23 protein-coding genes and 1 pseudogene are annotated in these 25,444 nt (G+C 72.8%); 11 read left to right on the forward strand and 13 right to left on the reverse strand.

What is annotated here, in order from left to right:
• Positions 1 to 343 precede the first annotated feature (343 nt).
• From AB0K36_RS24395 to AB0K36_RS24410, 4 genes are all read left to right on the forward strand, one after another.
• Complete coding sequence (locus AB0K36_RS24395) at positions 344 to 1,177, forward strand: glycosyltransferase family 2 protein (protein WP_364598089.1); 834 nt, start codon at positions 344 to 346, stop codon at positions 1,175 to 1,177.
• Positions 1,174 to 2,187, forward strand: coding sequence for a glycosyltransferase family 2 protein (locus AB0K36_RS24400; protein WP_364598092.1), 1,014 nt, complete (start codon positions 1,174 to 1,176; stop codon positions 2,185 to 2,187). Before AB0K36_RS24395 ends, AB0K36_RS24400 begins: the two co-directional genes overlap by 4 nt.
• Positions 2,188 to 2,207: 20 nt before the next feature.
• Positions 2,208 to 3,005, forward strand: coding sequence for a polysaccharide deacetylase family protein (locus AB0K36_RS24405; RefSeq protein WP_364598151.1), 798 nt, complete (start codon positions 2,208 to 2,210; stop codon positions 3,003 to 3,005).
• Positions 3,006 to 3,074: 69 nt separating this feature from the next.
• Positions 3,075 to 4,169, forward strand: coding sequence for a DUF5925 domain-containing protein (locus AB0K36_RS24410; RefSeq protein WP_364598095.1), 1,095 nt, complete (start codon positions 3,075 to 3,077; stop codon positions 4,167 to 4,169).
• A 129-nt stretch (positions 4,170 to 4,298) separates the two neighbouring features.
• On the opposite strand, the gene AB0K36_RS24415 is transcribed toward AB0K36_RS24410, so the two are convergent.
• A complete protein-coding gene (locus AB0K36_RS24415) occupies positions 4,299 to 5,135 on the reverse strand; it encodes an EamA family transporter (RefSeq protein WP_364598098.1) in 837 nt (278 codons plus the stop codon).
• A 121-nt stretch (positions 5,136 to 5,256) separates the two neighbouring features.
• Between AB0K36_RS24415 and AB0K36_RS24420 the strand changes: the two genes are divergently transcribed.
• Positions 5,257 to 5,841, forward strand: coding sequence for a helix-turn-helix domain-containing protein (locus AB0K36_RS24420; RefSeq protein WP_364598101.1), 585 nt, complete (start codon positions 5,257 to 5,259; stop codon positions 5,839 to 5,841).
• Positions 5,842 to 6,322: 481 nt separating this feature from the next.
• Here AB0K36_RS24420 and AB0K36_RS24425 read toward each other — a convergent pair whose 3' ends face one another.
• Entirely contained in the window at positions 6,323 to 6,703 is a 381-nt protein-coding gene (locus AB0K36_RS24425; RefSeq protein ID WP_364598104.1) for a GntR family transcriptional regulator, read from the reverse strand.
• Between the two features lie 68 nt (positions 6,704 to 6,771).
• Between AB0K36_RS24425 and AB0K36_RS24430 the strand changes: the two genes are divergently transcribed.
• Positions 6,772 to 7,689: a GNAT family N-acetyltransferase gene (locus AB0K36_RS24430; RefSeq protein WP_364598107.1), complete on the forward strand. Its 918-nt coding sequence runs from the start codon at positions 6,772 to 6,774 to the stop codon at positions 7,687 to 7,689.
• Positions 7,670 to 8,158 carry a ribonuclease FAU-1 family protein gene (locus AB0K36_RS24435; protein ID WP_364598109.1) on the forward strand — a complete coding sequence of 163 codons (489 nt, stop codon included), beginning with the start codon at positions 7,670 to 7,672 and terminating at the stop codon, positions 8,156 to 8,158. The genes AB0K36_RS24430 and AB0K36_RS24435 overlap by 20 nt, the downstream gene beginning before the upstream one ends.
• Before the next feature lie 57 nt (positions 8,159 to 8,215).
• On the opposite strand, the gene AB0K36_RS24440 is transcribed toward AB0K36_RS24435, so the two are convergent.
• Genes AB0K36_RS24440 through AB0K36_RS24450 form a run of 3 tightly spaced genes read right to left on the reverse strand, consistent with a single transcriptional unit; the run spans position 8,216 to position 11,219 of the window.
• Positions 8,216 to 9,709, reverse strand: a complete 1,494-nt coding sequence (locus AB0K36_RS24440; protein ID WP_364598112.1) for a tripartite tricarboxylate transporter permease — start codon at positions 9,707 to 9,709, stop codon at positions 8,216 to 8,218.
• Complete coding sequence (locus AB0K36_RS24445; protein WP_364598115.1) at positions 9,709 to 10,239, reverse strand: tripartite tricarboxylate transporter TctB family protein; 531 nt, start codon at positions 10,237 to 10,239, stop codon at positions 9,709 to 9,711. The genes AB0K36_RS24440 and AB0K36_RS24445 overlap by 1 nt, the downstream gene beginning before the upstream one ends.
• Positions 10,236 to 11,219: a Bug family tripartite tricarboxylate transporter substrate binding protein gene (locus tag AB0K36_RS24450; protein ID WP_364598118.1), complete on the reverse strand. Its 984-nt coding sequence runs from the start codon at positions 11,217 to 11,219 to the stop codon at positions 10,236 to 10,238. Before AB0K36_RS24450 ends, AB0K36_RS24445 begins: the two co-directional genes overlap by 4 nt.
• A gap of 152 nt (positions 11,220 to 11,371) precedes the next feature.
• On the opposite strand from AB0K36_RS24450, the gene AB0K36_RS24455 reads away from it, so the two are divergent.
• On the forward strand, positions 11,372 to 12,025 hold the full coding sequence (locus AB0K36_RS24455) for a response regulator (RefSeq protein ID WP_435877926.1): 654 nt from the start codon (positions 11,372 to 11,374) through the stop codon (positions 12,023 to 12,025).
• 40 nt (positions 12,026 to 12,065) lie between these two features.
• On the opposite strand, the gene AB0K36_RS24460 is transcribed toward AB0K36_RS24455, so the two are convergent.
• The 3 genes and pseudogenes from AB0K36_RS24460 to AB0K36_RS24470 all read right to left on the reverse strand — a co-directional run.
• Complete coding sequence (locus tag AB0K36_RS24460) at positions 12,066 to 12,431, reverse strand: VOC family protein (RefSeq protein WP_364598121.1); 366 nt, start codon at positions 12,429 to 12,431, stop codon at positions 12,066 to 12,068.
• Between the two features lie 131 nt (positions 12,432 to 12,562).
• Positions 12,563 to 13,186, reverse strand: coding sequence for a GNAT family N-acetyltransferase (locus AB0K36_RS24465; RefSeq protein ID WP_435877927.1), 624 nt, complete (start codon positions 13,184 to 13,186; stop codon positions 12,563 to 12,565).
• Positions 13,166 to 14,101, reverse strand: a pseudogene (locus tag AB0K36_RS24470) (MerR family transcriptional regulator); the annotation flags it as partial. The pseudogene AB0K36_RS24470 and the gene AB0K36_RS24465, both read right to left, overlap by 21 nt.
• Positions 14,102 to 14,226: 125 nt before the next feature.
• On the opposite strand from AB0K36_RS24470, the gene AB0K36_RS24475 reads away from it, so the two are divergent.
• Together AB0K36_RS24475 and AB0K36_RS24480 are read left to right on the forward strand one after the other, a co-directional pair.
• Positions 14,227 to 14,865, forward strand: coding sequence for a hypothetical protein (locus AB0K36_RS24475; RefSeq protein WP_364598124.1), 639 nt, complete (start codon positions 14,227 to 14,229; stop codon positions 14,863 to 14,865).
• Positions 14,866 to 15,249: 384 nt separating this feature from the next.
• Positions 15,250 to 16,287, forward strand: a complete 1,038-nt coding sequence (locus AB0K36_RS24480) for a lytic polysaccharide monooxygenase auxiliary activity family 9 protein (RefSeq protein WP_364598127.1) — start codon at positions 15,250 to 15,252, stop codon at positions 16,285 to 16,287.
• Positions 16,288 to 16,360: 73 nt separating this feature from the next.
• Here AB0K36_RS24480 and AB0K36_RS24485 read toward each other — a convergent pair whose 3' ends face one another.
• From AB0K36_RS24485 to AB0K36_RS24505, 5 genes are all read right to left on the reverse strand, one after another.
• Complete coding sequence (locus tag AB0K36_RS24485) at positions 16,361 to 17,230, reverse strand: esterase/lipase family protein (protein WP_364598130.1); 870 nt, start codon at positions 17,228 to 17,230, stop codon at positions 16,361 to 16,363.
• A 194-nt stretch (positions 17,231 to 17,424) separates the two neighbouring features.
• Positions 17,425 to 18,390, reverse strand: coding sequence for a DNA polymerase Y family protein (locus AB0K36_RS24490; RefSeq protein ID WP_364598133.1), 966 nt, complete (start codon positions 18,388 to 18,390; stop codon positions 17,425 to 17,427).
• Positions 18,387 to 21,944 carry a DNA polymerase III subunit alpha gene (locus AB0K36_RS24495; RefSeq protein WP_364598136.1) on the reverse strand — a complete coding sequence of 1,186 codons (3,558 nt, stop codon included), beginning with the start codon at positions 21,942 to 21,944 and terminating at the stop codon, positions 18,387 to 18,389. The genes AB0K36_RS24490 and AB0K36_RS24495 overlap by 4 nt, the downstream gene beginning before the upstream one ends.
• Positions 21,945 to 22,086: 142 nt before the next feature.
• Complete coding sequence (locus AB0K36_RS24500) at positions 22,087 to 23,472, reverse strand: MFS transporter (RefSeq protein WP_435877928.1); 1,386 nt, start codon at positions 23,470 to 23,472, stop codon at positions 22,087 to 22,089.
• A gap of 110 nt (positions 23,473 to 23,582) precedes the next feature.
• The gene (locus tag AB0K36_RS24505; protein WP_364598142.1) at positions 23,583 to 24,179 is read right to left on the reverse strand and encodes a TetR/AcrR family transcriptional regulator; all 597 of its coding nucleotides are present in this window, start codon (positions 24,177 to 24,179) and stop codon (positions 23,583 to 23,585) included.
• A gap of 95 nt (positions 24,180 to 24,274) precedes the next feature.
• Between AB0K36_RS24505 and AB0K36_RS24510 the strand changes: the two genes are divergently transcribed.
• Entirely contained in the window at positions 24,275 to 25,348 is a 1,074-nt protein-coding gene (locus AB0K36_RS24510; protein WP_364598145.1) for a DUF3533 domain-containing protein, read from the forward strand.
• The last annotated feature ends 96 nt before the right edge of the window (positions 25,349 to 25,444 follow it).

Consider the following 25,444-nt stretch of genomic DNA (forward strand, 5'->3'; position numbering starts at 1 on the left):
AAGAAAACCGGCCTCTCTGACGCGGTCTTGTCATACAGTCCCAATCATCAATACCGTCGTACATCCACCCGCACCGGTCCATCACGCAAGCGGCTCAGGGGAGGGCAACGGCACCGCGATGGGCACCGGACGGGTGTTGCGGCAGGGGGGTGCCGTGCCGGTTCCGCGCTCGCGTTCATGACGGGCCGTGGACCGCTCGGCCAGTGATGCCGGCTCGACCGACCCAGCACGGAGCAGCGCTTCGCCATGGGCCGACGAGCAGAACACCCCCCTTTCGAACCGGACACTCATCCGGACCGCCCTGGGGAGGGCGGTCCACCGGTGGAGAGAGGGAACGAAGGCCATGAGCTCAGTCCTGCACCCGGCGGCCCCGGGTCAAGATCCGGTGAACGAACTCGCCCGCCCGTCCGTCAGATACCGGCCCATCTCGTCGCACCTGGCCATCACCCCGCCCGTGAGCGTGGTGATCCCCGCGATGAACGAGGCGGAGAACCTTCCGTACGTCTTCAAGACGCTGCCCGACTGGATCCACGAAGTGGTCCTCGTCGACGGGAACTCCACCGACCGCACCGTCGAGGTGGCCCGCGACCTGTGGCCCGGGGTCACGGTCGTCCAGCAACTCGGCAAGGGCAAGGGCGACGCCCTCATCAGCGGATTCGCCGCCTGCACCGGCGACATCATCGTGATGGTCGACGCCGACGGCTCCGCGGACGGGCAGGAGATCGTCTCCTACGTCTCCGCGTTGGTCTCCGGCGCCGACTTCGCCAAGGGCTCCCGCTTCGCCAACGGCGGCGGCACGGACGACATGACCCGGGTGCGCAGGCTGGGCAACCGGGTCCTGTGCGCGGTCGTCAACGCCAAGTTCGGCGCCCGCTACACCGACCTGTGCTACGGCTACAACGCCTTCTGGAAGCACTGCCTCGACGAGATCGCCCTGGACTGCACCGGCTTCGAGATCGAGACCCTGATGAACATCCGCGTGGTCAAGGCCGGACTGCGGGTCCAGGAGGTCCCCAGCCACGAGTACCTCCGCATCCACGGCGTCAGCAACCTGCGGGCCGTGCGGGACGGACTGCGGGTGCTGAGGGTGATCCTCGAGGAGAAGGGCGTACGGCGTGCCGCGCGCCGCCGGCCCGCGGCCATCGGCGTCACGACCGCCCGGGGAGGGGTGTCTTGAGCGCGGCCGGTGAGGGCCGCGACTTCTCCGTGGTGATCTGCGCGTACACCGAGGACCGCTGGGAGGACATCCTCGAGGCGGTCGCCTCGGTCGGACGGCAGTCGCTGCCGGCGCTCGAGACGCTGCTGGTCGTCGACCACAATCCGGCGCTGCTCGGGCGGCTTCGCGACCGGTACGCAGGGGAACGGGGGGTGCGGGTGCTCGCCAACGCGGGCCCCCGCGGCCTGTCCTCGGGCCGCAACACCGGGATCGCCGCGTCCCTCGGCCACTTCGTCGCCTTCCTCGACGACGACGCCGTGGCCGAACCGGACTGGCTGCGGTACTTCGCCGAGGGCTACGACGACGAGCGGGTCATGGCCGTCGGCGGGCGCACCCTGCCCGCGTGGGCGTCCGGCCGCAGACCCGCGTGGTTCCCGGAGGAGTTCGACTGGGTCGTCGGCTGCACCTACCGGGGCCTGCCGCCCGGGAAGGTCCGGGTCCGCAACGTCCTCGGCGGCAACGCCTCCTTCCGGCGCGCCGCGTTCGACGCCTGCGGCGGCTTCGCCACCGGCATCGGACGGGACGGCGACCGGCGGCCGCTGGGGTGCGAGGAGACCGAACTGTGCATCAGGCTCACCCGTTCGCTGCCGGACGCGGTGCTGCTGATCGACGACCGTGCGGTGATCCGTCACCGGGTCCCCGACGCGCGTGAGCGCTTCCGCTATTTCGGCGGCCGCAGCTACGCGGAGGGCCTGTCCAAGGCGCTCGTCGCCCGCAGCGTCGGGGCGGGCAAAGGGCTCGAGTCGGAACGCCGTTACACCACCCGGGTCCTGCCGGCCGGTGTCGCCCGCGGGCTGCGCGACGCGGTCCTCGGCCGGCGCGGCGGCGCGGGCCGGGCGGGCGCGATCGTCGCGGGGGTCGCGGCGGCCGCGGCCGGCTACGTCGTCGGCGGCGTACGGGCCCGCAGGGGCGTGGCGGCGTTCTCATCGGGACCGATCGTGAGCACGGCGCCGTCGGAGGCCGCACGGTGAACGAGCCGGTGCCCATCCTGATGTACCACGCCGTCGGAGAGCGGCCCGCTCCCGCGGCCCACGGCCTCTCGGTCGCGCCCCGGTCTTTCGCTGAGCAGATGCGGGTGCTGGCGGACCGCGGGTTCACCCCCGTCACCACCGCCGAGCTCGGAGACGCCTGGCGGTCGGACGGACGCCGGCCGCTGCCCGGCCGGCCGGTGCTGATCACGTTCGACGACGGCTACGAGGGGGTGCACCGGCACGCCCTCCCCGTCCTCGCCGCACACGGTTTCGCGGCCACCGTGTTCGTCTCCACCGGGTGGCTGCGGGGAAAGCACGACGAGGGCGGCGCGCTGGACACGATGCTCGACTGGGAGCAGGTGCGTGAACTGGCCGCGGCGGGGACGGAGATCGGCGGCCACTCCCACACCCACCCGCAGCTCGACCAGCTCGACGGGACACGCCTCGCCCACGAGACGGCTCACTGCCGGGACGTCATCGCCCAGGAACTGGGAACCGCGCCGGTCTCGTTCGCCTACCCCTACGGCTACTCCGACCGGCGGGTGCGCGGCGCCGTCCGCGCGGCAGGATTCGCCCAGTCCCTCGCCGTCGGCAACGCCCTGGCGGCGCGGCGCCAGGGGCCGTACGCCCTGCGGCGGCTGACCGTACGGCGCGGCACCGGGCCGGCGGAGTTCGAACGGCTCGTCGAAGGGCGCGCCCTCGTCAGGAACTTCGCGAAGGACCGGGCCCTCACCAAGGGCTACGCCGTCGTGCGCCGGGCCCGCCGGGCCGCAGCGCGCCTGAACGCGCCTGCGCCCTCCGCCCCGGCGCGCCGCTGAACGGGTCCGTGCCGCCGCACCGGGCAAAACACGGTGCGGCGGCCGGGACCGTGCCGGATCATGGGCGCCATGTCTGCCAACCCTCAGGACGCGCTGCCGATCCGGCTCAACGTCGACGACAGTGATTCACCCTCTGACGTCATCGACGCGCTGTTCCTCGGCCGCTTCGCGACGGGCGAGCAGCCGTACTCGTTCAGCTCCTCGATCGACCGGGTCAAGCCCGGCGCGACGATGCTGCCGTCCGGGGCGAAGGTGCTGCGCTCGGCGCGCGACGACGACCGCAGCGCCACGCTCGCCGAGGGCGACGGCTGGACGCTGCTGATCTCCCGCTGGAACCGCGGCGCGGACGTCACCGTCACCGCGGTCAGCTCCGACCTCGCGGAGAAGACCCTCAAGGAGGCCACCGACGGCGTGGCCGACGAGCCGGAGCCGCAGCCGGAGAACGTGACCATGGGCTTCTGGTACGTCTCGCCGCGCCGGGGCCCGCACCGCACGACACGGCAGATCGCGGCCGGCACATGGGAAGAGGTCCGGGCGAACTACACCGCGCCCGTCGCCGACGCGATGGACCGGCTGATGAAGGTCACCCCCGACGACATCGCAGGCCGGCTGCTGCTGCTCCACGGCCCGCCCGGCACGGGCAAGACGTCCGCGCTGCGGACCCTCGCCCGCTCGTGGCGCGACTGGTGCCAGGTCGACTGCGTCCTGGACCCGGAGCGGCTGTTCAACGACGTCGGCTATCTGATGGACATCGCGATCGGCGAGGACGAGGGCACCTCGAAGGGGCGCTGGCGGCTGCTCCTGCTGGAGGACTGCGACGAGCTGATCCGCGGCGAGGCACGGCACACGGCGGGCCAGGCCCTGTCCCGCCTGCTCAACCTGACGGACGGTCTGCTCGGCCAGGGCCGCAACGTCCTGGTGGGCGTCACCACCAACGAGGACCTCGAACGCCTCCACCCGGCGGTCGTCCGTCCCGGTCGCTGCCTGGCCCGTATCGAGGTCGGCCCGCTGACCCGCGAGGAGTCGGTGGCCTGGCTCGGCACGGAGAAGGGCGTGAACCGGGAGGGCGCGACGCTGGCGGAGCTGTACGCGCTCCGCCGCGGGACGACACCGGCGTCGGTCCCCTCCCAGACCCCTGGCCCGGACGCGGGGCTGTACCTCTGACACGTCCGTCGGGGCGTGGCCTTCGGCGATCCAGGCCTGCCCTTCGGCTGCGTCCAGGCCGGTGTCCCAGGGCCGGACGCACATGCCTGCCTCCGTACGCGGTCGGTGCCGGGACGGGCCGCGGGCCGATCAGGTCAGGGCGAGGAGGCTGACGGCGACCGCGGCGGCGCCCAGTCCGACGAGCTGGCCGCGGTGGATGCGTTCGGCGAGCACGCTGCGGGCCAGCAGGACGGTCCCGGCCGGGTAGAGGGCGGTGATCACGGCGACGACGGCGAGGTCTCCGCTGCGGGCGGCGAGCAGGAACAGCAGGTTCGCCACCGAGTCCAGCACGCCGGCTGTCGCCGACAGGGCGTAGGCGGGCCGCTCGGAGCCCAGCTTGCGGTACATCAGGCCGGCCGCGGCCAGGGTGACCGCCGAGGCGACCGCCCGGCCGACGATCAGCGGCGCCACTCCGCTGTCGGACGGCGCCTGGTGCAAGAAGATCAGCTGCAGGGCGATCGCGGCGCCCGCACCGAAGGCCAGCAGCAGCGCGGTACGGGAAGGGCGCGCCGTCCCGGCGCCGTGTCCCGCGCTGACCAGCACGACCGCCACCAGCGCGAGCGGCAGGCCCACCAGTCCGGCTGTCGCGAGGTGCTCGCCCTGCAACAGGCCCACACCGACGGGCAGCACGGCGGACACCAGCGCGGTCAGGGGCGAGAGCACATTCATCGGGCCGATCGCCAGGGTGCGGTAGAGCAGGGCGAAGGCGGCGGCCGAGGCGATGCCGGAGGCGGCGCCCCAGGCGAGGGCGCCGGGGCTGAACGAGGCGCCGAGCACCGGCCACAGCAGCAGTTCGACCACAAGGCTGGCCGGTGCCGCGATCATCACGGTGCGCAGCACGTGAGCCTTACGGGCGCCGAGACCGCCGAGGAAGTCGGCGCATCCGTAGGCGAGGGAGCTGCCCAGAGCCAGCAGCAGAGCGATCACGGTACGTACATCCCTTACTATTTCAACAGAACGACTGAACCGTACAACGGAACGACCGACCTGTGTCAACCGAATGACCGCACGGTGCATTCCAGCGACCGGACTCGAGGATGGTGATCGGATGGCCGAGACGGCCGCAGCCCTGCGGACGCTCGCGCACAACGTCAGGACGGCCCGCAACCGCGCGGGGCTCTCCCTCGACGAACTCAGCCGGCGCGCCCAGGTCAGCAAAGGTGCGCTGGTGGGCCTGGAGAGGGCTCAGGGGAACCCGAACTTCGGCACCCTGGTACGGCTGGCCGACACACTCGGCGTCTCCGTGTCCGCCCTGATGGAAGGGTCACCCGAAGGACGCGTCCGCGTCGTGACCGCCGACGCCGTCGCGCCGCTGTGGACCGGAACGCAGGGCAGTGAGGCCCGGCTCATGCTGACGACCTCGGGCCCTGCCCCGGTCGAGGTCTGGCGCTGGCGGCTGGAACCGGGCGAGGAGTACCCCAGCCATCCCCACCAGGCCGGAGTCGTGGAAACCGTCAGTGTCACCGCCGGCCGGATGACCCTGATGGTCGACGGCACCGAGCACACCGTCGAATCCGGCCAGACCGCCGCCTTCGACGGCGACGCCCCCCACACCTACCGCGGCTCCGGCACCGAAACCTGCCACCTGATCATGACCGTCCACCTCCCGCCGGGCCCCGCGTCGGGAGCCTGAGGCGCGGGCGGCCCCGCCCCGCCGACGGGGTGGCCGGGGGTGAGGGGCTCTGCCCCCCGGCTCCGGCGCCTCGAACTCCCCCACGGCCCGGCGGCCGCGGGAGGTGCCCCCAGCGGGGCTGACGAAGTCGGCCGCCCTGGGGCAGGGGCCCCGTCACATCCGGGCTGCGCCCGGACGGCGCCGCCCTCCGCGCGGTGCTTCCGGGGCTCCTGGCCCCGCACCCTCGCGCCTCGAACTCCCCTACGCCCTGGCGGAGGTGGGAGGGTCCCCCAGCGGGGGCTGTTCGCCTCCACCCGGCAGTGGAAATGCCGCGCAGCGGCAGTTCCGCCCGGCGGGCACCTCCCACGGCCGCCGAGCCGTAGGGGGATTGAGGGCACGGCCGAAGGCCGTACGGGGCCCGGGGCTTACCCCGGGTTCGGGAAGGGGCGGGGTGGGGAACAAGCCCGCCGCAGGCGCCGCCCGCCCCCGGTGGGGGGGGACGTCACCCCTCCCCGTCGTACGCCACCCGCAGCGCCGTCTCCACCGCCGCCACCGCCGCCGCGTGGCTCAGCCCGAGGCGGCGTGCCTCGGCCGCGTACTGCGTCGCGGCCGCCGCCGCCCGCCGCTCCGCCGCGTCACCCGCCGCCGCGACGAACGTGCCGTTGCGGCCGCGCGTCTCGATGACGCCGTCCCCCTCCAGCGCCCGGTACGCCTTCGCCACGGTGTTGGCCGCGAGGCCGAGCTCCTCCGCGAGCCCGCGGACGGTCGGCAGCCGGTGGCCCACGGGCAGCACGCCCGACCGCGCCTGTTCGGAGATCTGCGCGCGCAGTTGCTCGTAGGGCGCGTCCGGCGCGTCGGCGTCGATGGTGATGTTCAAGGTCACCGGCCGATTCTCGCACCGCCCGGAAATTCCCGGGCGATCGTGCCCGTCGGCGCGTACCGTGCCTGCCCATGACTGTGATCGTCCGTGATTTCCGCCCGGAGGACGCCGAAGCCGTGACGCGGGTGCGTCGCGCGTCGCTGCCGTTCGAGGTGATGACACCGGAGTCGGCCCTCTTCGAGGTCGAGAACGCCAACCCGGCCAAGAAGTACCGGCTGTTGGTCGCCGAGAAGGACGGGGAGCTGATCGGCACCGCCCATGTCGGCATCGCGTACGACGCGACCGAGCCCGGGCAGGGTTTCGTCACCCCGCATGTCCATCCCGACCACCAAGGCAACGGCGCGGGCGGGCTGCTGCTGCGTGTCGCGGAGGAGCATCTCGGGACGGAGGGCGCGACGCAGGTGTACGCGTGGGTGCTCAAGGAGCCCCGGAACCTCGCGTTCGCCGAGAAGCGCGGCTACCGGCCGACCCGCCCCGCGCACTTCCAGCGTCTGGATCTGGCGGGGCCGCTCCCCGAGCTGCCCGCGCTGCCCCCGGGCGTGGAGCTGCGGACCGCCGCCGACTTCGAGGCGGACCCGCGGCCGATGTTCGAGGCGGACGCCGAGGCCACGTCGGACGAGCCGAGCGACATCCCCACCGACTTCGACGACTACGAGGACTGGCTGAGCCACACCTGGAACTTCCCGCTGCTCGACCGGCGGTTGAGCTCCGTCGTGATGGTCGACGGCGAGGTCGCCGCGTACACGGCCGCCATGACGGACGGCGGCACCCGCTATCTGTCCGGCATGACCGGCACGATGCGCGCCCACCGCGGCAAGGGGTACGCCAAGCTCGCGAAGACCGACTCGCTGCGCCGCGCCCGTGCGGCGGGCTACACCGACGCGTTCACGAGCAACGACGGCGAGAACGGCCCCATGCTCGCGATCAACAAGTGGTTCGGGTACGAGATCTGCGCGTCGGAGGTCCGGCATGTCCGCACCCTCGATTGAGGTACGGCTGATCAAGGCGGGGGTCACCAAGATCCGCTACCCGGCGGACCTGCTCTCCGACGACGGCACACATGTCACGGTCCGCGCCCTGTGGGCGGCTCCCGGAGTACGTGACTTCGGCTTCGTGCGCTTCGAGCCCGGCGATGTGTTCACCGAGCACTACTGGCGGGACCGCTGGTACTCGGTGAAGGAGGTCCGCACGGGCGACGGCGTGCTCAAGGGCTGGTACTGCGACATCACACGGCCCGCCGAGCTCGACCAGGCCGGCGGGCTGAGCGTCGAGGACCTGGATCTGGACCTGTGGGTGTCCGCGGACGGCAAGGAGATCCTCCGGCTGGACGAGGACGAGTTCGAGGAGAGCGGTCTTCGCGACCGTGACCCGGAGGCGGCGGCCGAGGCGGTACGAGCCCTCGACGAGCTGGAACGGCGGGCACAGACCGGCGGCCTCACGCGGTTGCTGGACCGGTGACACGGTGAGGGGCGGACCACGTCCGTGGCCCGCCCCTCACTTCCTCGCTCCGCGTGCCTAGGCGCCCGATCGGTGCCTGACGATCAGCTTCTTCAGCCACGGCCAGGCCAGCAGCACCACGATCACGGCGTAGACCGTCACCGAGAACGGCGTGTTGACGAGCCCGGCGGCGCTGCCGTCGCTGATCTGGAGCGCACGCCGTAGCTGCTGCTCGGCCGCCGGGCCGAGGATCACACCGATGACGGCGGGCAGCACGGGAAGCCCGTAGCGGCGCATACCGAAGCCGATGAGACCGATGATCAGCAGGATCACCAGGTCGATGGCCTCGCCGCCGACCGCGTACGCGCCCACCGCCGCGAAGAACAGGATGCCGGCGTACAGGTACGGGCGTGGGATGCGCAGCAGCTTCGCCCAGAGCGGCGCGAGCGGCAGGTTCAGTGCGAGCAGCAGCACCATGCCGACGAACAGTGAGGCGATCAGGCCCCACACCAGGTCCGGTTCGCGTTCGAAGAGCAGCGGCCCGGGCTGGATGCCGTACTGCTGGAAGGCGGCGAGCATGACCGCCGCGACGGCCGTCGTGGGCAGGCCGAGCGTGAGCATCGAGACGAGCGTGCCCGCCGCGGAGGCGGAGGCCGCGGACTCCGGTCCGGCCACGCCCTCGATGGCGCCCTTGCCGAACTCGTCCTTGTGCTTGGAGAGCCGCTTCTCCGTGACGTACGACAGGAAGGTGGGGATCTCCGCACCGCCGGCCGGGATCGCGCCGAACGGGAAGCCGATGACGGGCCCGCGCAGCCACGGCTTCCAGGTGCGCTTCACATCGGACCTCGCCAGCCACGGCCTGCCGACCGGGATCGCGTCACCGCTGCTCCGCCGCAGATGGGCGGCGACCCACAGGGCCTCGCCGATGGCGAAGAGACCGACCGCGACGATGACGACGTCGATGCCGTCGGCGAGTTGGAGGGAGCCGAAGGTGAGGCGCTGCTGACCGGTCATCTGGTCGAGGCCGACGAGGCCGAGGGTGAGACCGATGAGCAGAGAGGCGAGGCCGCGGATCCTCGACGAGCCGAGGACCGAGGTGACCGCGATGAAGGCCAGCACCATGATGGCGAAGTAGTCGGGCGCGCCGATGTCGACGGCCAGCTCGGCGACGGTCGGTGCGAGGGCGACCAGCAGGATCGTGCCGATCATGCCGCCGGCGAAATGGCCGCCCGCCGCTGCCGCCAGCGCCTGCGCGCCGCGTCCGGCCTTGGCCATCGGGTTGCCCTCGATCGCGGCGACGACCGCCGCGCTCTCTCCGGGCGTGTTGAGCAGGATCGACGTCGTGGAGCCGCCGAACATGGCGCCGTAGTAGATGCCGGCGAACATGATGAACGCGCCGGTCGGCTCCAGCCCGTACGTCACCGGCAGCAGCAGTGCGACCGCCATGGCGGGGCCGATGCCGGGCAGCACGCCGATGGCCGTGCCGAGCAGGACGCCTATCGCCGCCCACAGCAGGTTGATCGGGGTGAGCGCCGTCCCGAAGCCGTCGAGAAGGGAGTTCAGGGAATCCATCAGAGCACTCCCATCAGCGGGCCGCCGGGCAGCGGGACGCCGAGCAGATTGTTGAAGACGAAGTAGGTGACGACGGAGAGGACGGCCGCGATCAGCGGATCGCGGTCGACGCGCCGGCTGCCGAGCGCGTAGGCGGAGCCCCAGAAGAGCAGCGCCCCGGAGACCGGGAAGCCGAGCGGTCCGATGAGGACCGCGTTCGCGAGGAAGACACCGGCGAGCAGCAGCACGGTCCGCCAGTCGCTCGGCTCGGAGAGGTCGATGTCCTCGCCGCCCTCCGCCTCGCCCCGGCCGCCTCTGAGCACGTCGACGGCGAGGAGGACGGCGACGACCAGCAGGCCGATGCCGACGGCGATCGGCACGGTCGTGGGTCCGACGGGCCCGCGCTGGGCGATGTCGACGTCCATGGTGAGCGCGTCGGTCAGGACGAGGACGCCGATGACGAGGAGCAGCGCGCCGACCCCGAGTTGGGAGTGTTCCCGCAGCCAGGCACGCCTGTCCGGGGTCTGTGTCGTGGACTTGGTCGAGCTCACAGCCCCAGCTCCTTCAGCACCTGGTCGACGCTGTCGTCCTGCTCGTCGAGGAAGTCGCCGAACTTGTCGCCGGTGAGGAAGGCGTCGTCCCAGCCGTTCTTCTTCATGGAGTCCTGCCACTGCTTCGATTCGTGCAGCTTCGTGACCAGCCCGACGAGCTTGTCGCGCTCGCCGTCGGTGAGGCCCGGCGGGGCCACGATGCCGCGCCAGTTGGTGAACTCGGTGTCGAGCCCGGCCTCACGCAGGGTGGGCGCGTCCAGGCCGGGGACCCGCTTCGGCCCGGTCACGGCCAGCAGCCGCAGCTCGCCCGACTTGATCTGGTCGAGGTATTCGCCGACGCCGGAGACCCCGAAGGCGACCTTGTTGCCGAGGATGGAGGCGAGCAGCTCACCGCCACCGTCGAAGGGGATGTAGTTGACGGACTTGGGCGCGATCCCGGCGGCCTGCGCCATCAGCATGGGCGCGAGATGGTCGGGCCCGCCGGGCGAGGAGCCGCCGCCGACCGGAAGCTTGCCGGGGTTCTTCTTCCACGCCTCGATCAGCTGGCCGATGTTCTGGTACGGGGAGTCCTTGGCGACCACCACGATGTCCTGCTCCTCCGTGAGCCGGGCGATCGGTGTGGTGTCGGCCAGGGTCTTCGGCGACTTGTTGGTGTGCACGGCGCCGACGACGCCGAGGCCCATGGACATGGCCAGTTTGCCGTTGCCGTGCTCGCCGACGAGCCGGGTCAGGCCGACGGTGCCGCCGGCGCCCGGCAGGTTGAAGACCTCGATGTTGTGGGTGAGCCCTGCGTCCTCGGCGTTCTTGGCGGCCGTGCGGGCGGTGATGTCGTAGCCGCCACCGGGGGTGTTGGGAACCATGAACCGCAGACCGGGGATCTGGGTGCCGGTTTCTGCGCCGCTGCCCGAGGTGAGCAGCGGCGGCCCCACGAGCACCAGCAGTGCCGCCCCGAGCAGGGCAATGGGGGTGCGCAGTCGCACGAGATCGCCTCTCGTAGATGTGTGAAGTGGCCCACATGTTGCCTGCGCGTTAAGAAGCTGTCTCTCTTCCGGAATCAACGGACGTTGTGGTCCTTGTGGTCGCGGCTTAGCGTGTCGGCGTGACAAAGGTGCTGGTGGTGGACGACGACTTCATGGTCGCCAAGCTGCACAGCCGCTATGTGTCCCAGGCGGAGGGCTTCACGGTCGCCGGGGTGGCCCACAGCGGCGGCGAGGCGCTGCGCGCCGCGGAGCGGCTGCGGCCCGACCTCGTGCTGCTCGACATCTACCTGCCCGACATGGACGGGATCACGGTGCTGCGCGAGCTGCGGGCGGCGGAGGAGCGTGATCCGGACCGGCCGAGCGCCGACGCGCTGTTCATCACGGCCGCACGGGACGCGGCGGTGGTCCGCTCCGCGCTGCGGGCGGGGGCGCTGCACTACCTGATCAAGCCTTTCAACCAGGCCGCGCTGCATGAGCAGCTCCGGCATGTGGCGGCGCTGCGCTCACGCCTCGACCGGCTGGACGAGGCGCGCCAGGAGGACGTGGACCAGATCTTCGGCACCCGCCCACCGGGCTCCCGTGAGCTGCCCAAGGGCCTCGCGCCGCACACGGCGGAGCTGGTGGAGCGCATCCTGCGGGAGCACCCGGGCGATCTCTCGGCCTCCGAGTGCGCGGCGGCGGGCTCCCTGTCGCGGGTGAGCGCGCGGCGGTACCTGGAGTACTTCGCCGAGACGGGCCGGGCCGAGGTGACGCTCCGCTACGGCGGTACTGGCCGCCCGGAGCGCCGCTACCGCCGCATCGGCTGACGCGGGGACGCCGCGGGCGCCGCGTATGCGAAGGAGCGGGTCAGCTCCCGGCCGGTGGCTGGTGGAGACCGAAGGGCGAGCCCTGGTCGTCGTGGCACAGCTGGAAGCGGCCGAAGCGGGCGACCGTGTCCTCGTCGCCGCCGACGTCGATGTCGTCGACGGTGCCGCCGAGGTCGCGCACGCGGGAGACGGCGGACTGCATGTCGTCGACGCGGAAGAAGACGTACGGGCCCGCTCCGGGGTCGCCTCCGTGCACTCCGCCGGGGACGCCGGGGGTGCGGATCGAGTAGCCGCCGCCCTCCGTCGTCCCGGCCTCGAAGGTCCAGCCGAACAGCCCGGCGTAGAAGGTCCGGGCCCGCTCGGAGTCCGCGACGCCCAGTTCGAAGAACGAGATCTCCCCGGCCATGCCCTCTCCCGACGTCGGTGGTACCCGGTGCCGTCCCACCGTACGGCGGGCACCTGGCGGCCGCATCCGGCCGGACTCCTTCCTCCGGGCGACGTGGCGCGACGGCCGGGCCGGCGGAACCCCGGCCGCGGTCAGTGTTCCTTGTGCCGTGTGTGGAGGTGGCCGTCGAGAGGGAAAGCGGGAGGCGCCGCGGGCAGAACCCTGTCGAAGGAGTAGCGGCATTTCTCCGCGACGCGGCACGACGCGGGATTGTCCACTTGGTGGAGGAGTTCGAGCCGTTCCAGCCCGTCGTCCCCGAACGTGTCGAAGGCCCAGCGGGTGAGGACCTCGAGAGCGCGGGAGGCCACACCGCGTCCGCGTGCATGCGCCGTGGTCCAGTAGCCGACCTCCGCGGACGGTTTGCCGGAGGCAACCTCCTTGAGCACCACGTTGCCGACCAGGTGATCGGCGGACGAGCCGGGGTCCTTCGCGAGGACGGCGAAGCCGAACCGGGTCCCCGCGGCCCATCCCTGCTGCTGGGCGCGCACCCAGCCGGCCGCGTCGGCGTCGGTCTCCATCGCAGAGCCGGCCCAGCGGCGCATGGCGGGTTCCTGATACGCCTCGATCAGCGCGGCGAGATCCCGTACGCACCACGGGCGAAGGACGAGCGAGGGAGCGGAAGGCGTCGCTTCCGCGCGCAGGACGACGGCCCCGCGTCCCGATCGGTGGTCGGCGCCGGCGTGCCCGTCGGGCGTGCGGGGCAGCCGGATCCGCAGGGCCTGGACGGACCATGCGAGCACCGGAGCGAGACTCTCCGGAGCCGGCCAGCCGTTGACGACGGCCAACAGCTCGAAGTACCGCTCCCTGCGGGCGTCGTGCAGCTCCTCCAGCCGTGTCAGCAGGTGACGGCGGAGGCCGAGGTCGTCGGCACGGCCCAAGGCGTCCGCACCATGTGCGCTGAGGGCCGCGACGACCGGATCGGCCTCCGGCGACTCCGGTCCCACCCCGCCGGCCAGGGCCGGGCCCACGAGGTCGCGAACGGTCGCGGCGAGATCGCGGTGCGGGGTCCGGGCGCCGGTGTGGGCGTACTGGGCGGCCAGGTCCTCGGCCGGCCGTCGGACGGCGGCGCGGAAAGCCGGGTCCTGGGACAGTTCGGCCAGTTCCACCCACGCCTTGATCTGCTCCGGACCGGGGTCGCCGGGCATTTCCGGCGTCATCGACCGCATGGCACCCGCCAGGCCCGGGCCGTCACCGAGGCCGCCGAAGACGGCGTCGAGGAAGTCGTCGATCAGGCGTCGCCGTCCGTCTTCGGAAAGCTGTGTCAACTTGTGCATGAGAGCTGTCTCCTCCGGGGTGGAGCCGCGTTCGGCCACCGCCATCAGCACCGCGCGCCGCATGCCCAGGGTGCGGATCTGCACAGCGAGCGCATCGGCGTGAGCCGCCGCGACGTCCGGCAGTGCGCGCTCCCGGTCCATCACCTTGCGAATGGTGGCCAGGTCCAGCCCGAGGTCGCGCAGGGTCCGCACGAGGCCGAGACGGGCGATGGCGTCGAAGCTGTAGAGGCGGTAGCCGGCCGGACTGCGTTCAGCGGGCGACACGATCCCCCGGTCCGAGTAGAACCGGATCGTCTTGACCGTGAAGCCGGTCCGCCGGGCCACTTCGCCGATCGAGAAGAGCGCGTCGCCGTCCATGCCCCCACCCTGATGTCTCCCCCGGAAGGAGACTCAAGCTACTGGACGGGTCGGCCGCCCCGCGGTGGCAACGATCAGGACACACCCACCCGGAGCGGGGACGAGCCTGCGGCAGCATGACCGTCATGAAGCCTGCCGCGCGGCTGCCGCGCCCTCTTGTGTCCGTGACGGCCGTGGTGACCTTTGCTCTGGTCGCCTGCGGCAGCGAAACCGCCGGAGGCAAAGCCGACCGGTCCGAACTGGAGGCACGCGCGCGTGCCGCCCAGGTGGCGATCGACAACGTCTACGTCACCGAGGTGCCGGGCTACGAGGTGGCCAAGCAGTCCGTGGGTGTGCTCGGGGCCGACGGGTTCTCGGCGGTGTACGTCGAGCAGGGGACGGGTGCGCAGATACGTCTCGGTGTCGACAAGGGCTCCATGGACGCCGCGCTCTGCCCGAAGAACCCGCTCGGCGTCGGCAGCGGCGGCACGGACGGCGCTGCCGAATGCGTGGCGGACGGCGGCAGTTGGTACCGCATGAGCGGCACGCAGCACGAGTACGCGACCGAGATGGACGGCCGGCTGGTGCGGCTCAACGCCGACACAGCGACCGTGGACCGCGCCACCCTCCGCGAGGCGGCCGAGGCGGCGCACGCCGCGAGCGACGCGGAGCTCGATGCCGTACTGCCTCCCGCGCCGGGCGACGCCGGGCAGCCGGTCGAACGCGGCGACCTCCCGCCGGCCGGCGACGGCGCACCGAACAACGACGTGGGGACGAGCGGCTGAACCGGGCTCCGTCCGACAGGGAACGTGCCGGCAGAGGGCGGCTCGCGTGGCGGACGGCCGCCCGGCCGGATCACCGCTGCCAGGGGAGCGCGTCCACCGATGCGATGTCACCCGCGCCCAGGGAACGGGACGCACCCGGCCCCCGGTGGTGGTCGGGCGAGCGCGAGCGCCTGGCTTCCTGAGCCCCCTCTTAGCCTCACCTTAAAGGCGCCATAAGGATGGCCGTCACCCCCCGCCAGCAGGCGATTTCGACGTTCCGAGCGGCTAACTTGCAGATCGCCGGGGCCGGTTCGAGCAGTCGGTGCCGTAGTCCGCGGGGGGCCGCGCCGCCTGCTCGAACCGGCCCCGGTGTCCCCCCATAGCCGCCTTAAGGAGAACGTCCCCATGACCGCTCGCCGCAAGGTCACCACGGTCGCCGCGCTCGGCCTCGCGCCGCTCGCCCTCGCCGGTCTCGCCACGGCGCCGGCGTCCGCCCACGGATCGATGACGGACCCGGTCAGCCGGATCTCCGCCTGTTTCGCGGAGGGGCCGGAGAGCCCGGACTCGGCGGCGTGCAAGGCGCTGGTCGCGGCGGGCGGGACGCAGCCGCTGTACGACTGGAACGAGGTCAACATCGCCAACGCGGCGGGGAACCACAAGCAGTTGATACCGGACGGCAAGCTGTGCAGCGCGGGCCGTGACAAGTACAAGGGCCTCGATCTGCCGCGCGCCGACTGGCCGTCCTCGCCGCTCGCCTCCGGCAACCACACCTTCCGCTACAAGGCGACCGCTCCGCACAAGGGCACCTTCGAGCTGTATCTGACGAAGGACGGCTACGACCCCACGAAGCCGCTCACATGGTCGGACCTGGAGGAGAAGCCGTTCGCGAAGGTCACGAACCCCAAGCTGGAGAACGGCGCCTACGTCTTCGACGGCATCGTGCCGAACAAGTCGGGCCGGCACCTGGTGTATTCGATCTGGCAGCGCTCGGACTCCCCCGAGGCCTTCTACACCTGCTCCGACGTGGTCTTCGGCAAGGACAACGGGGGAGGCGCGGCGGCCCCCGCCGCGAGTGCGCCCTCCGAGCAGGACATCGAGAAGGGTGCGGACAAGTCCACGGTCGACCACGGCGGTCACGGCGGTGACGACCACGGCGAGCAGGCGGGCGCGGGCACGGGTACCGGCGCGGGCGCGGGCGCAGAGGCCGGGAAGCCTGCTGAACAGCCGGCGGAGAACGCCCCGGAGGCGAAGGGCGCCGACGAGCCCGCGGCCGCCCCGGCCGCCCCGGAGACGTCGGACGAGAATCTCGCGGCGACGGGTGGCGACAGCAGCACCACCTACATGGCGATCGGCGGTGCGGCGGCGCTCGCGGTCGGCGCGGCGGCGCTGTTCGGGCTGGGCCGGCGGAGGACCGTGACGCCGGGCGGACGTCACAGCCGCTGAGTGCGACACGGCGAGGCTGCCGCCGGTGCCCGGGGGTCCGGGCACCGGCGGCAGCCCTTTGACGTGCGCCGGGTCAGCCGAAGACGGACGCGCAGGTGGTGGGTCTCGCGTGTGCCGGGTCGAGCGCGTTGGCCACCTCGTGGTAGGCGATCAGGTCGAACACGCCGATCGCGACGTGCTCCGACAGGTCGAGTGGACAGAGGTCCTGGAGCAGTACGTTGCGGACGTTCGCCCCGCTGAGGTACTGCGACCGCCAGGGGGTCACCACCTCGTCGTAGCGGGTGGCGATGACCGTGTAGCGCACACCGGGCACGGTGTCGCCGTCCGCGTTGAGCTTGGTGAGGAAGGCGGATCCGGTGACCTGGTCGGCGAGGGCCGGGGTGTGCCGGCCGAGCAGGTCCGCCGCGCCGGGGAAGTACGGCAGCAGCTTGGTGAACCCGTTCAGGGTGGTGCCGTGGTTGCTGGGGGCGATGCCGACGAGGGCGTTCACCTTGGCGGCCCCGCCCAGGAACTTGAGGTAGTAGCGGGGCATCATGCCGCCCTGGGAGTGGCCGACGATGTCGGCCTTGGGCGCGCCGGTGGCGGCGAGCACCTTGTCGACATAGGCGTCGAGTTGCTCCGCCGACTTGTCGACGGGCCCGAGGCCGTGGAAGAAGGGCACGCCGGGGAGTTGCCCGTAGTCGAGGGAGAAGACGCAGTAGCCGCGCTTCACCAGGTACGGGGCGAGGACGAGCCAGTTGTCGACGGAGTTCCCGAGGGTTCCGTGGACGAGGACGACGGGGCGGGGATGGGCGGCGGAGGGCTTGCAGTCGTAGTCGTTCCAGCCACTGCCGGTGGCGGCAGTGGTGGGTTCCGCGGTGGCGGTGGCGGCCGGGGTGAGGGCGACGGCCACTGCGAGCATGAGGGCTGACAGTGGTCTGAGCGCACGTTTCCAAGGCAGCATCGATCTGTCTCCTTGCGGCTCAAGGGAGTTGCGATGGCTGGATTCGCTGTGCTCACGTCAACTTACGGGCGGGTAACCAGAACTGGGAAGTTACGCGTCGGTAAAAACTGCCCCTTCTTGCGGAGCGGATCTGCTATGGACCGGCTCCGCGACGGCCGCCTGCCGGGCAGCTGCCCGGCAGGCGGCCGTCCGGCCTACGCCGCCAGCGATCCCGGTACGACCGCCCCGGGACCGAACTTCGCGCGGGCCCGGTCCGCGACCTCCTCGATCCGGCGCGCCCGCTCGTCGGCAGGGTCGAACGTCAGCTGCCGCGCGGCCCGTTCGGCCGCCGTCAGGTCCTCGGCACGCAGCGACAGCCCCCGTACCCTGGCCCGCTGAAGCCCGAGCGCCTGATGGAGCGCGTACGCGGCGTCGGCGAGCGCCGCCGAGTGTGCGGTCGGCTCCCGCAGGGTGCGGGTCCGGGTGGTCGTGGACCGGTCGGCATAGCGCACTGTGAGCGTCAGGGACCTGCAGACCTGATGCTCCCCCCGCATCCGCGACCCCAGCTCCTCCGTGAGCGAGAGCAGCGCCCGCCGGTGCTCGGCCTGGTCCAACTCGTCCAGTTCGAAGGCCCGTTCGGCGGCCATCGAGCGCGAGAGGGCGTTCGGGACGACCGCCGTACGGTCGATGCCGCGGGCCCGTTCCCACACCTCGCGCCCGGCCCGCGCGCCCAGGATCCGCTGGATCACGGCGAGCGGCGCCCCGGCGACACGGCCGGCGGAGTCGAGACCGTACGCACACAGGGTGCGGGCGGTCACCGGCCCCACCCCGTCGAGCGCGGCGACCGGCTTGTCGGCGAGGAAGGCCGCGGTCTCCCCCTCCGTCACCACCAGGGTCGTGCCCGGCACCGCCTCGCGCGCGGCCATCCTGGCGATCATGGGTACGGGGCCGGCGCCGATGACGCAGTCCACGCCGCAGTGGGCGAGCGCCCGCACCCGCAGCAGGGAGGCGAGCTGCGCCGCGTCCCGCCCGAAGTACCGCTCCGCGCCCCGGACGTCGACGAGCGCGGCGTCCGGCGGCAGCGCCTGCACGACGGGGCTGATGTCCTCCGCCACGGCGAGCAGCGCGGGCAGCGCCGCCTCGTACATGGGCGACAGCAGGAAACGCACGTAGAGGATCATCCGGCACTCCCGGGACTCTGATGCCACAACTTCCTTCCGCCCGCGGCCGCTTCACCGGCGGGCTTGAGATCCGCCCAGGGGTTGAGCTCGTAGCCCGTCGGCAGCTGGATCCGGCGGCCGTTGTCGGACCCGGCCTCGCCGTCCGGCTCCGGCGCCGGGGCGGCCAGCCGGGCGGCGACCGCGTCGAGGCCGCCGGTGCGCCGCAGCTCCACCAGCTCCGCCAGGTTCCAGGCGGCCGAGCCGACCACGCTGAGGCTGCGGGGTCCGCGCCGCTGCACCACACCGCGCACCAGCAGCAGCCACGAGTGGAAGACGGTATGGGCACAGGAGGCGTGGCTGTCGTCGAAGAAGGCGAGGTCCACCAGGCCGGTGCCGTCGTCGAGCGTGGTGAAGATGACCCGCTTGCCGGAACGGATCGGCGGTGTCTGGGTGGCCGCCTTGGCGCCCGCGACGAGCACCGTCCGCCCGTGGGGGGCATCGCGCAGCCGCTGGGCGGAGAGCACGCCGAGCTCGGCCAGGAAGGCATGGTGATCCGCCATCAGATGGCGGGAGGCGTCCATGCCGAGCACGCCCAGCTCGGCGCTGAGGCGTTCGGCGTCCCCCAGGTCGGGCAGCCCGACCGGTGCGGTCTTCTGCCCCTGGGCCAGCGGGAGCTGGCTGCCGTAGGACGCGGCGCCACGCTGGGTGCGGTGCAGTTCGGCGAGGTGCAGCAGCAGATCGCGGCGGTTGGCGCCGAAGGCGTCGAGCGCGCCGACCTGGGCCAGCCGCTCGGCGACCGGCCGCGAGGGGCAGGCCCGCTGCCAGAAGTCCAGCAGCGAGGAGTACGGCTGCCCCGCCTCGATGCGCGCCGCCTCCGCCTCGCTGATGCCATGGACGTCGGAGAGCGCGAGCCGCAGCCCCCAGCGGCCTTGCCCAGGAGGGGAGCCGGCGGCAGTGCCGGCACCCGGACCGGAGTCAGGACCGGAACCCGGACCGGTCCCAGGACGGGCGCCGCGCCCGGGGCCGGGAACGGTCCCCGTACCGGCCCGGGACGACTCACCATCAGACACCAGTTCGATTCGGTGAGCGACCGCGGACCGGTTCACATCCAGCGGCAGCACCGGCACCCCGCGCCGGCGCGCGTCCGCCAGCAGCAGCCGCTTCGGATACATCCCGGGGTCGTGGGTGAGCAGCCCGGCGTAGAAGGCCGCCGGATGGTGCGCCTTGAGCCAGGCCGATTGGTACGTGGGCACGGCGAACGCGACCGCGTGCGCCTTGCAGAAGCCGTACGACCCGAAGGCCTCGATGATCTCCCAGGTCCGGCCGATCACCTCGGGCGCATAGCCCTTGGCCCCGGCGCTCCGCGCGAACCAGGACTTGATCTTCCCCTGCGACTCGGGGTCGGAGAGACCGCGCCGCACCCGGTCGGCCTCGTCCCGGCCGCAGCCGGTCATGATGTCCAGGATCTCGATGATCTGCTCGTGGAAGACGACCACTCCGTACGTCTCCCGCAGCGGCCCTTCCAGGTCGGGATGCGGATAGCGGGCGGGCGCCCGGCCGTGCCTGGCCTCGATGAACGGCCGCACCATGTCGGCAGCGACCGGTCCGGGACGGAACAGGGAGATGTCGACGACCAGGTCGCCGAAGGTCTCCGGCTGCAGCCGTCCCACCAGGTCGCGCTGACCGGGCGACTCGATCTGGAAGCAGCCCAGCGTCTCGGTCGACTTGATGAGCCGGTAGGTGGCCGGGTCGCCCGGCGGCACGGCGTCGACGTCGACCTCCTCGCCGGTGGCCCTGCGCACCTCGGCGACCGCGTGCGCCATCGCCGACTGCATCCGCACCCCGAGGACGTCGAGCTTGAGCAGCCCGAGCTCCTCCACGTCGTCCTTGTCGAACTGGGACATGGGGAAGCCCTCGCCGCTGGTCGGCATCACCGGCGTGCGGGTGAGCAGCGAGGCGTCGGAGAGCAGCACGCCGCACGGGTGCATGGCGACCCCGCGGGGCAGCGCGTCCAGCGCCTCGACCAGCTCCCACATCCGTTCCAGCCGCTTCGACTCCCTTGCCACCTCCCGCAGTTCCGGCAGCTCGGCCAGGGCCGCGCGGGCGTCGCGGGCCCGGATGTGCGGGAAGGACTTGGCGAGTTTGTCGATCTCCGCCGGGTCCATGGACAGGGCGGCGCCCACGTCCCGGATGGCGTGCCGGACCCGGTACGTCTCCGGCATGGCGACGGTCGCGACCCGCTCCTCTCCGAAACGGCCGATGATCTCCCGGTAGACCTCCAGCCTGCGGGCGGACTCCACATCGATGTCGATGTCGGGCAGGACACGCCGCCGTTTGGACAGGAAGCGCTCCATCAGCAGCCCGTGCTCGACCGGGTCGGCGTGCGCGATGCCGAGGAGGTGGTTGACCAGGGAGCCGGCTCCGGAACCGCGCGCCGCGACCCTGATGCCCATGCCCTTCACGTCGTCCACCACCTGAGCGACCGTCAGGAAGTAGGAGGCGAAGCCGTGGTGGGCGATGATGTCCAGTTCGTGGTGCATCCGCTCCCAGTACTCGCGCCGCCCGTCGTAGCCGCGCAGCACCATTCCGGCGGCGGCCCGGGAGGCCAGCACCCGCTGCGCGGTGCGGTACTCGGCGCCGACGAGGGCCGGCTCCGGGAAGTGGACGCTGCCGATCCCGAGATCGTCCTCGGGGTCGACCAGGCATTCGGCGGCCGTCTCCTCCGTCACGGCGAGCAGCCGGTGCGCGAGCTCGCGCCGGAAGCCGGCGGCCTCCGCGACCCGGGCGGCGAGGGCGGCCATCGCCGCCGGGTCCTTCAGCCAGCGTTCACCGCTGTCGAGGCCCTTGCGCGGGTCGACCGGCACCAGGCGGCGGGCGGCGTCGAGGACGTCGGCGACCGGGCCCTGGCCGGGGTCGGCGTAGCGGACGGCGTTGGTCAGCACGGGCCGTACGCCCTGTTCGGCGGCGAGGCCGAGGGTACGGGCCGCATGGCGCAGCGAGCCGGGACCGGTACCGCCCCCGCCGTGGTGCACGACCTCCAGGCGCAGCCGGTCGCCGTACCGCTCCCGCCAGGGGACGAGCAGCTTGGCCGCGCGGTCGGGCCGGCCGGCGGCCAGTGCCCTGCCCACCTCGGACGAGGGGCCGAGCAGCACGGTCAGCCCGTCGCCGTGGTTGTCGTCCCAGGGCAGCAGGGGGCTGCGCGGGTCGGTGGCGTGGGCGGCGGTGATCATCCGGCACAGGTCGGCCCAGCCGCGGCGGTCGCGGGCCAGGAAGACGGTGCGGGGCGCGGACTCGTCGACGAACGCTCCGCCGCGCACCGGGGTGCGCCGCCGCTCGGCGGGTCCCTCCTGCCGCGCCCGCTCCCCCACGGCGAGGTCCACCCCGAACAGCGGCCGTACGCCTTCCTTGGCGCAGGCGGTGACGAAACGGACCGCGCCCGCCAGGGTGTCGCGGTCGGTCAGCGCGAGGGCGTCCATGCCGCGCTCGGCGGCGCGGCCGGCCAGCCGCTCCGGGTGGGAGGCCCCGTACCGCACAGAGAACCCGGAAACGGTGTGCAGATGCGTGAAGTAAGGCATCCGCACCTCCTGAATCAGTCGTTCTCACCTCCCCCACCTCCCACCATAGACCAGTTTCGAACATGCGTACGACACATTCCCGGAGCCTTCCCGCAGCCCCGGGTTTCCGCCCCCGTACGGGGCAGCGAGGTGCCGCGCGGGGCTATGGAGCGGTGCGCGGTCGCGGCGGGACGGTGCCGGCGCGGCCTGGCAGCGCCGCCGCCAGGAGCGCACCGGCCGCCGCCACGGCCGCGAGGACGGTCAGCGCCGGCCCCGTCGCGGAGACGGACATCACCACGGGCCCGGCCGGTCCCCCGCCGGGTGCGGCAAGCGTCATCAGCGCGGTCGCCACGGCCACCCCCAGCGCCGGACCGATGTTCATGGCGGTCTGCTGGAGCCCGCCCGCGACCCCGGCGTGCTCCGCCGGCGCGCCGCGCACGACGACCGCCGTCGCGGCGACCATCGCGGCACCGAAACCGGCGCCCACCAGGAAGAACCCGCCGCCGACCGGCACCGCGCCCGCCGCCCGGTCGAGGCGGGAGAGCACGAGGACGCCGAGGACGAGGAGGGACATCGCCACCGCGGTCGTCCGGCGCGGGCCGTACCGGCGCAGCGCCACCGCGGCGACCGGCGCGCCCAGGACCACCGCGACCGCCCCGGGCAGTGCCCGCAGAGCGCTCCGGAAGGGGTCGAGACCGAGGACGTCCTGAAGGAAGTAGACACCGGTGAACAGGGCCCCGGACAGCACCGCCGACGCGCACACCAGCACCCCGAGTGCAAAGGCGACGGCGGCCGACCCGAGCACCTCCGGCGGCACCAGCGGGTCCCGGCCGCGCCGCACGTGCCGTACGAACGCGCCACCGGCGACGACCGCCGCGCCGCACCCCGCCACGGTCACGGCCGCCCGGCCGGTGCCCGGCATGCCGACGAGCGTGTGCACCAGACAGAACAGGGTCACCGCGAGCAGGCAGGCCCCGACCGGGTCGAGCCCTGTCCTCGGCGCCGGGGCGGGCTCCGGGTCCCGCACGACGAGGACGAGCAGCCCGATCACCAGGGCCGGTGCGACATTGAGCAGGAAGACGGAGCGCCACCCCAGTTCGGCGGCCAGCGCCCCGCCGACGACCGGTCCGGCGGCGGCAGCCGCTCCGATCGCGCTGGTGCGCAGCGCGATGGGCATGCCCAGCCGGTCGGGCGGAAAGGCGGCCCGCAGCATGCCGAGGGTGGCCGGCTGCAGCAGCGCGCCGAAGGCCCCCTGCGCGACCCGCAGCGCGATCACCCAGCCGATGTCCGGCGCAACGCCGATCCCGGCGGACGCGGCACCGAAGCCCAGCATCCCGACGGCGAAGACCTGCCGGTGGCCGTACCGGTCGCCGATGCGCCCGGCGAGGACGAGCAGGCTCGCCACCGCGATCAGATAGCCGGTGCCGGTCCACTGGACCTGTTCGAACGACGCGTGCAGATCCCGCTGCATGACGGGCTGCACGATGGTCAGCACGGTGCCGTCCAGTGCGACGACCGAGGCGCCGACGACACTGCCGGCGAGCGTGATCCGCCGATGGGCCGCGCGCCGGCGAGCGCTTCTGCCGTCGCTTCTGCCCTCGCTCGGGGGCTTGTCCTGGTCTGCGCTTCGGCCCGCACGGCCGCGGCTCGGGGCCGTACTCACCGGGGGTCCGGACCGAGGTGGGCGTCCAGCACGGTGCGCAGCAGTGGCTCCACGTCGTCGGTCCCCGTCGCGAGCTGGAGGCTGCCCCACCCCCACAGCTGGGCGATGCCGTGCAGATTGGTCCAGAGCGCGGTCGCGACGACCTGCGGCGGGGCGTCCCCGGGGCGCGGCCGCACCTGCGCCACCGCGTCCACGAACCTGCCGAAGAGCGGCAGGCTGGTCTCCCGCAGACCGAGATGACCGCTCTTGAGCAGGTCGTGGCGGAACATCAGCTCGAACATGCCGCCGTCGGTCCGCGCGAAGTCCAGATAGAGGCGGCACAGTGCGGCGACCCGGGCGCGGGGGTCCTCCTCGACGGCGTCGACGACGTCGGTGGCCCTGCGCGCCAGGTCGGCGAAGCCCTCCCGCGCGATCGCGGACAGCAGGGACAGGTGGGTGGGGAAGTAGCGCCGGGGGGCGCCGTGCGAGACGCCCGCGCTGCGGGCGATCTCCCGCAGGGAGAGCGCTTCCACCCCCCTGGTGGTCACCAGTTCGACCCCCACCACCACCAGCCTGGCCCGGAGACTCTCGTCGTGTTGCGTCGCAGACGTCATGGACCGTGTCTACCGCACCGCCGTAGACACTGTCTACCTCAGCCATTCGGACCCTACCACCTGCGCGTACGGCGGGCGCCGTCGAGCGTTGGGCCATGGCACAGACGGCACAGACAGACGGCGAGCCGCGCAAGGGGTTCCTCGACGAGGTCAAGGACGCGGTGACCGTGCGGGCCGCGATCCTGGTCATCGGAGTGCTGGCGCTCCAGCTCGGATTCATCACGTCGTACATCGGCGCCTTCCACCAGCCGAAGCCGCACATGATCCCGCTGGCGATCACCTCGCCCGACACGCAGATCGCCGACGAGGCCCTGTACCGGCTGGCCCGGCTGCCGGGCGACCCCCTGGAACCGCGGACCGTCGGCGACGAGGCGGCCGCCCGGCGGCAGATCCTGGAACGCAAGGTCGACGGGGCACTCGTCATCGACCCACGCGGCACCACCGACCGGCTGCTGGTCGCCGGCGGCGCGGGAGGAGCGCTTTCCGAGGCGCTCGCCGGGGTCGTCGGAAAGGTGGAGCGGTCGCAGCAGCGCAGGGTCGACGTCGTGGACATCGTCCCGGGCGCCGCGGGCGACGCGCGCGGCCTCTCCTCGTTCTACCTGGTGGTCGGCTGGTGCGTGGGCGGCTATCTGTGCGCGGCGATCCTGGCCATCAGCGCGGGCGCCCGGCCTGCCAACGGGGCCCGCGCAGTCATCCGGCTCGGCGCGCTGCTGCTGTACGCCGTCACCGCGGGACTGCTCGGCGCGGTGATCGCCGGCCCGGTCCTGGACGCGCTGCCCGGCAGCGTCTGGGCACTGTGGGGTCTCGGCACGCTGCTCGTCTTCGCGGTCGGAGCGCTCACGCTGGCGCTGCAGGGCCTGGCGGGGATCGTCGGCATCGGCCTGGCGATCCTGCTCGTGGTCGTCCTCGGCAACCCGAGCGCGGGCGGGGCCTACCCGTACCCGCTCCTCCCGCCCTTCTGGCGCACGATCGGCCCGGCGCTGCCACCGGGAGCGGGCACGTATGCGGCGCGCTCCATCGCGTACTTCAGGGGGAACGGGGCGGGCGGCCCCATGCTGGTGCTCGCCGCGTGGGCGGTGGCGGGCTCGGCGGTCACGCTGGCGTGCGCGGTGGCGCGGGGGCGGCGCGCGGAGGAGTCGACGCGGGGCGCCGGAACGGGGCGGGCCTGACGAGCGGGCGGACGGCCGCTGCGCGGGGCCTGTTCCCCTACCCGCCCCTTCCCGAAACCGGGGGCTCCGCCCCCGGACCCCCGCGCCTCAAACGCC

The sequence above is a fragment of the Streptomyces kurssanovii genome (genome assembly GCF_040677245.1).
GTDB classification, from domain to species: Bacteria; Actinomycetota; Actinomycetes; order Streptomycetales; family Streptomycetaceae; genus Streptomyces; species Streptomyces kurssanovii.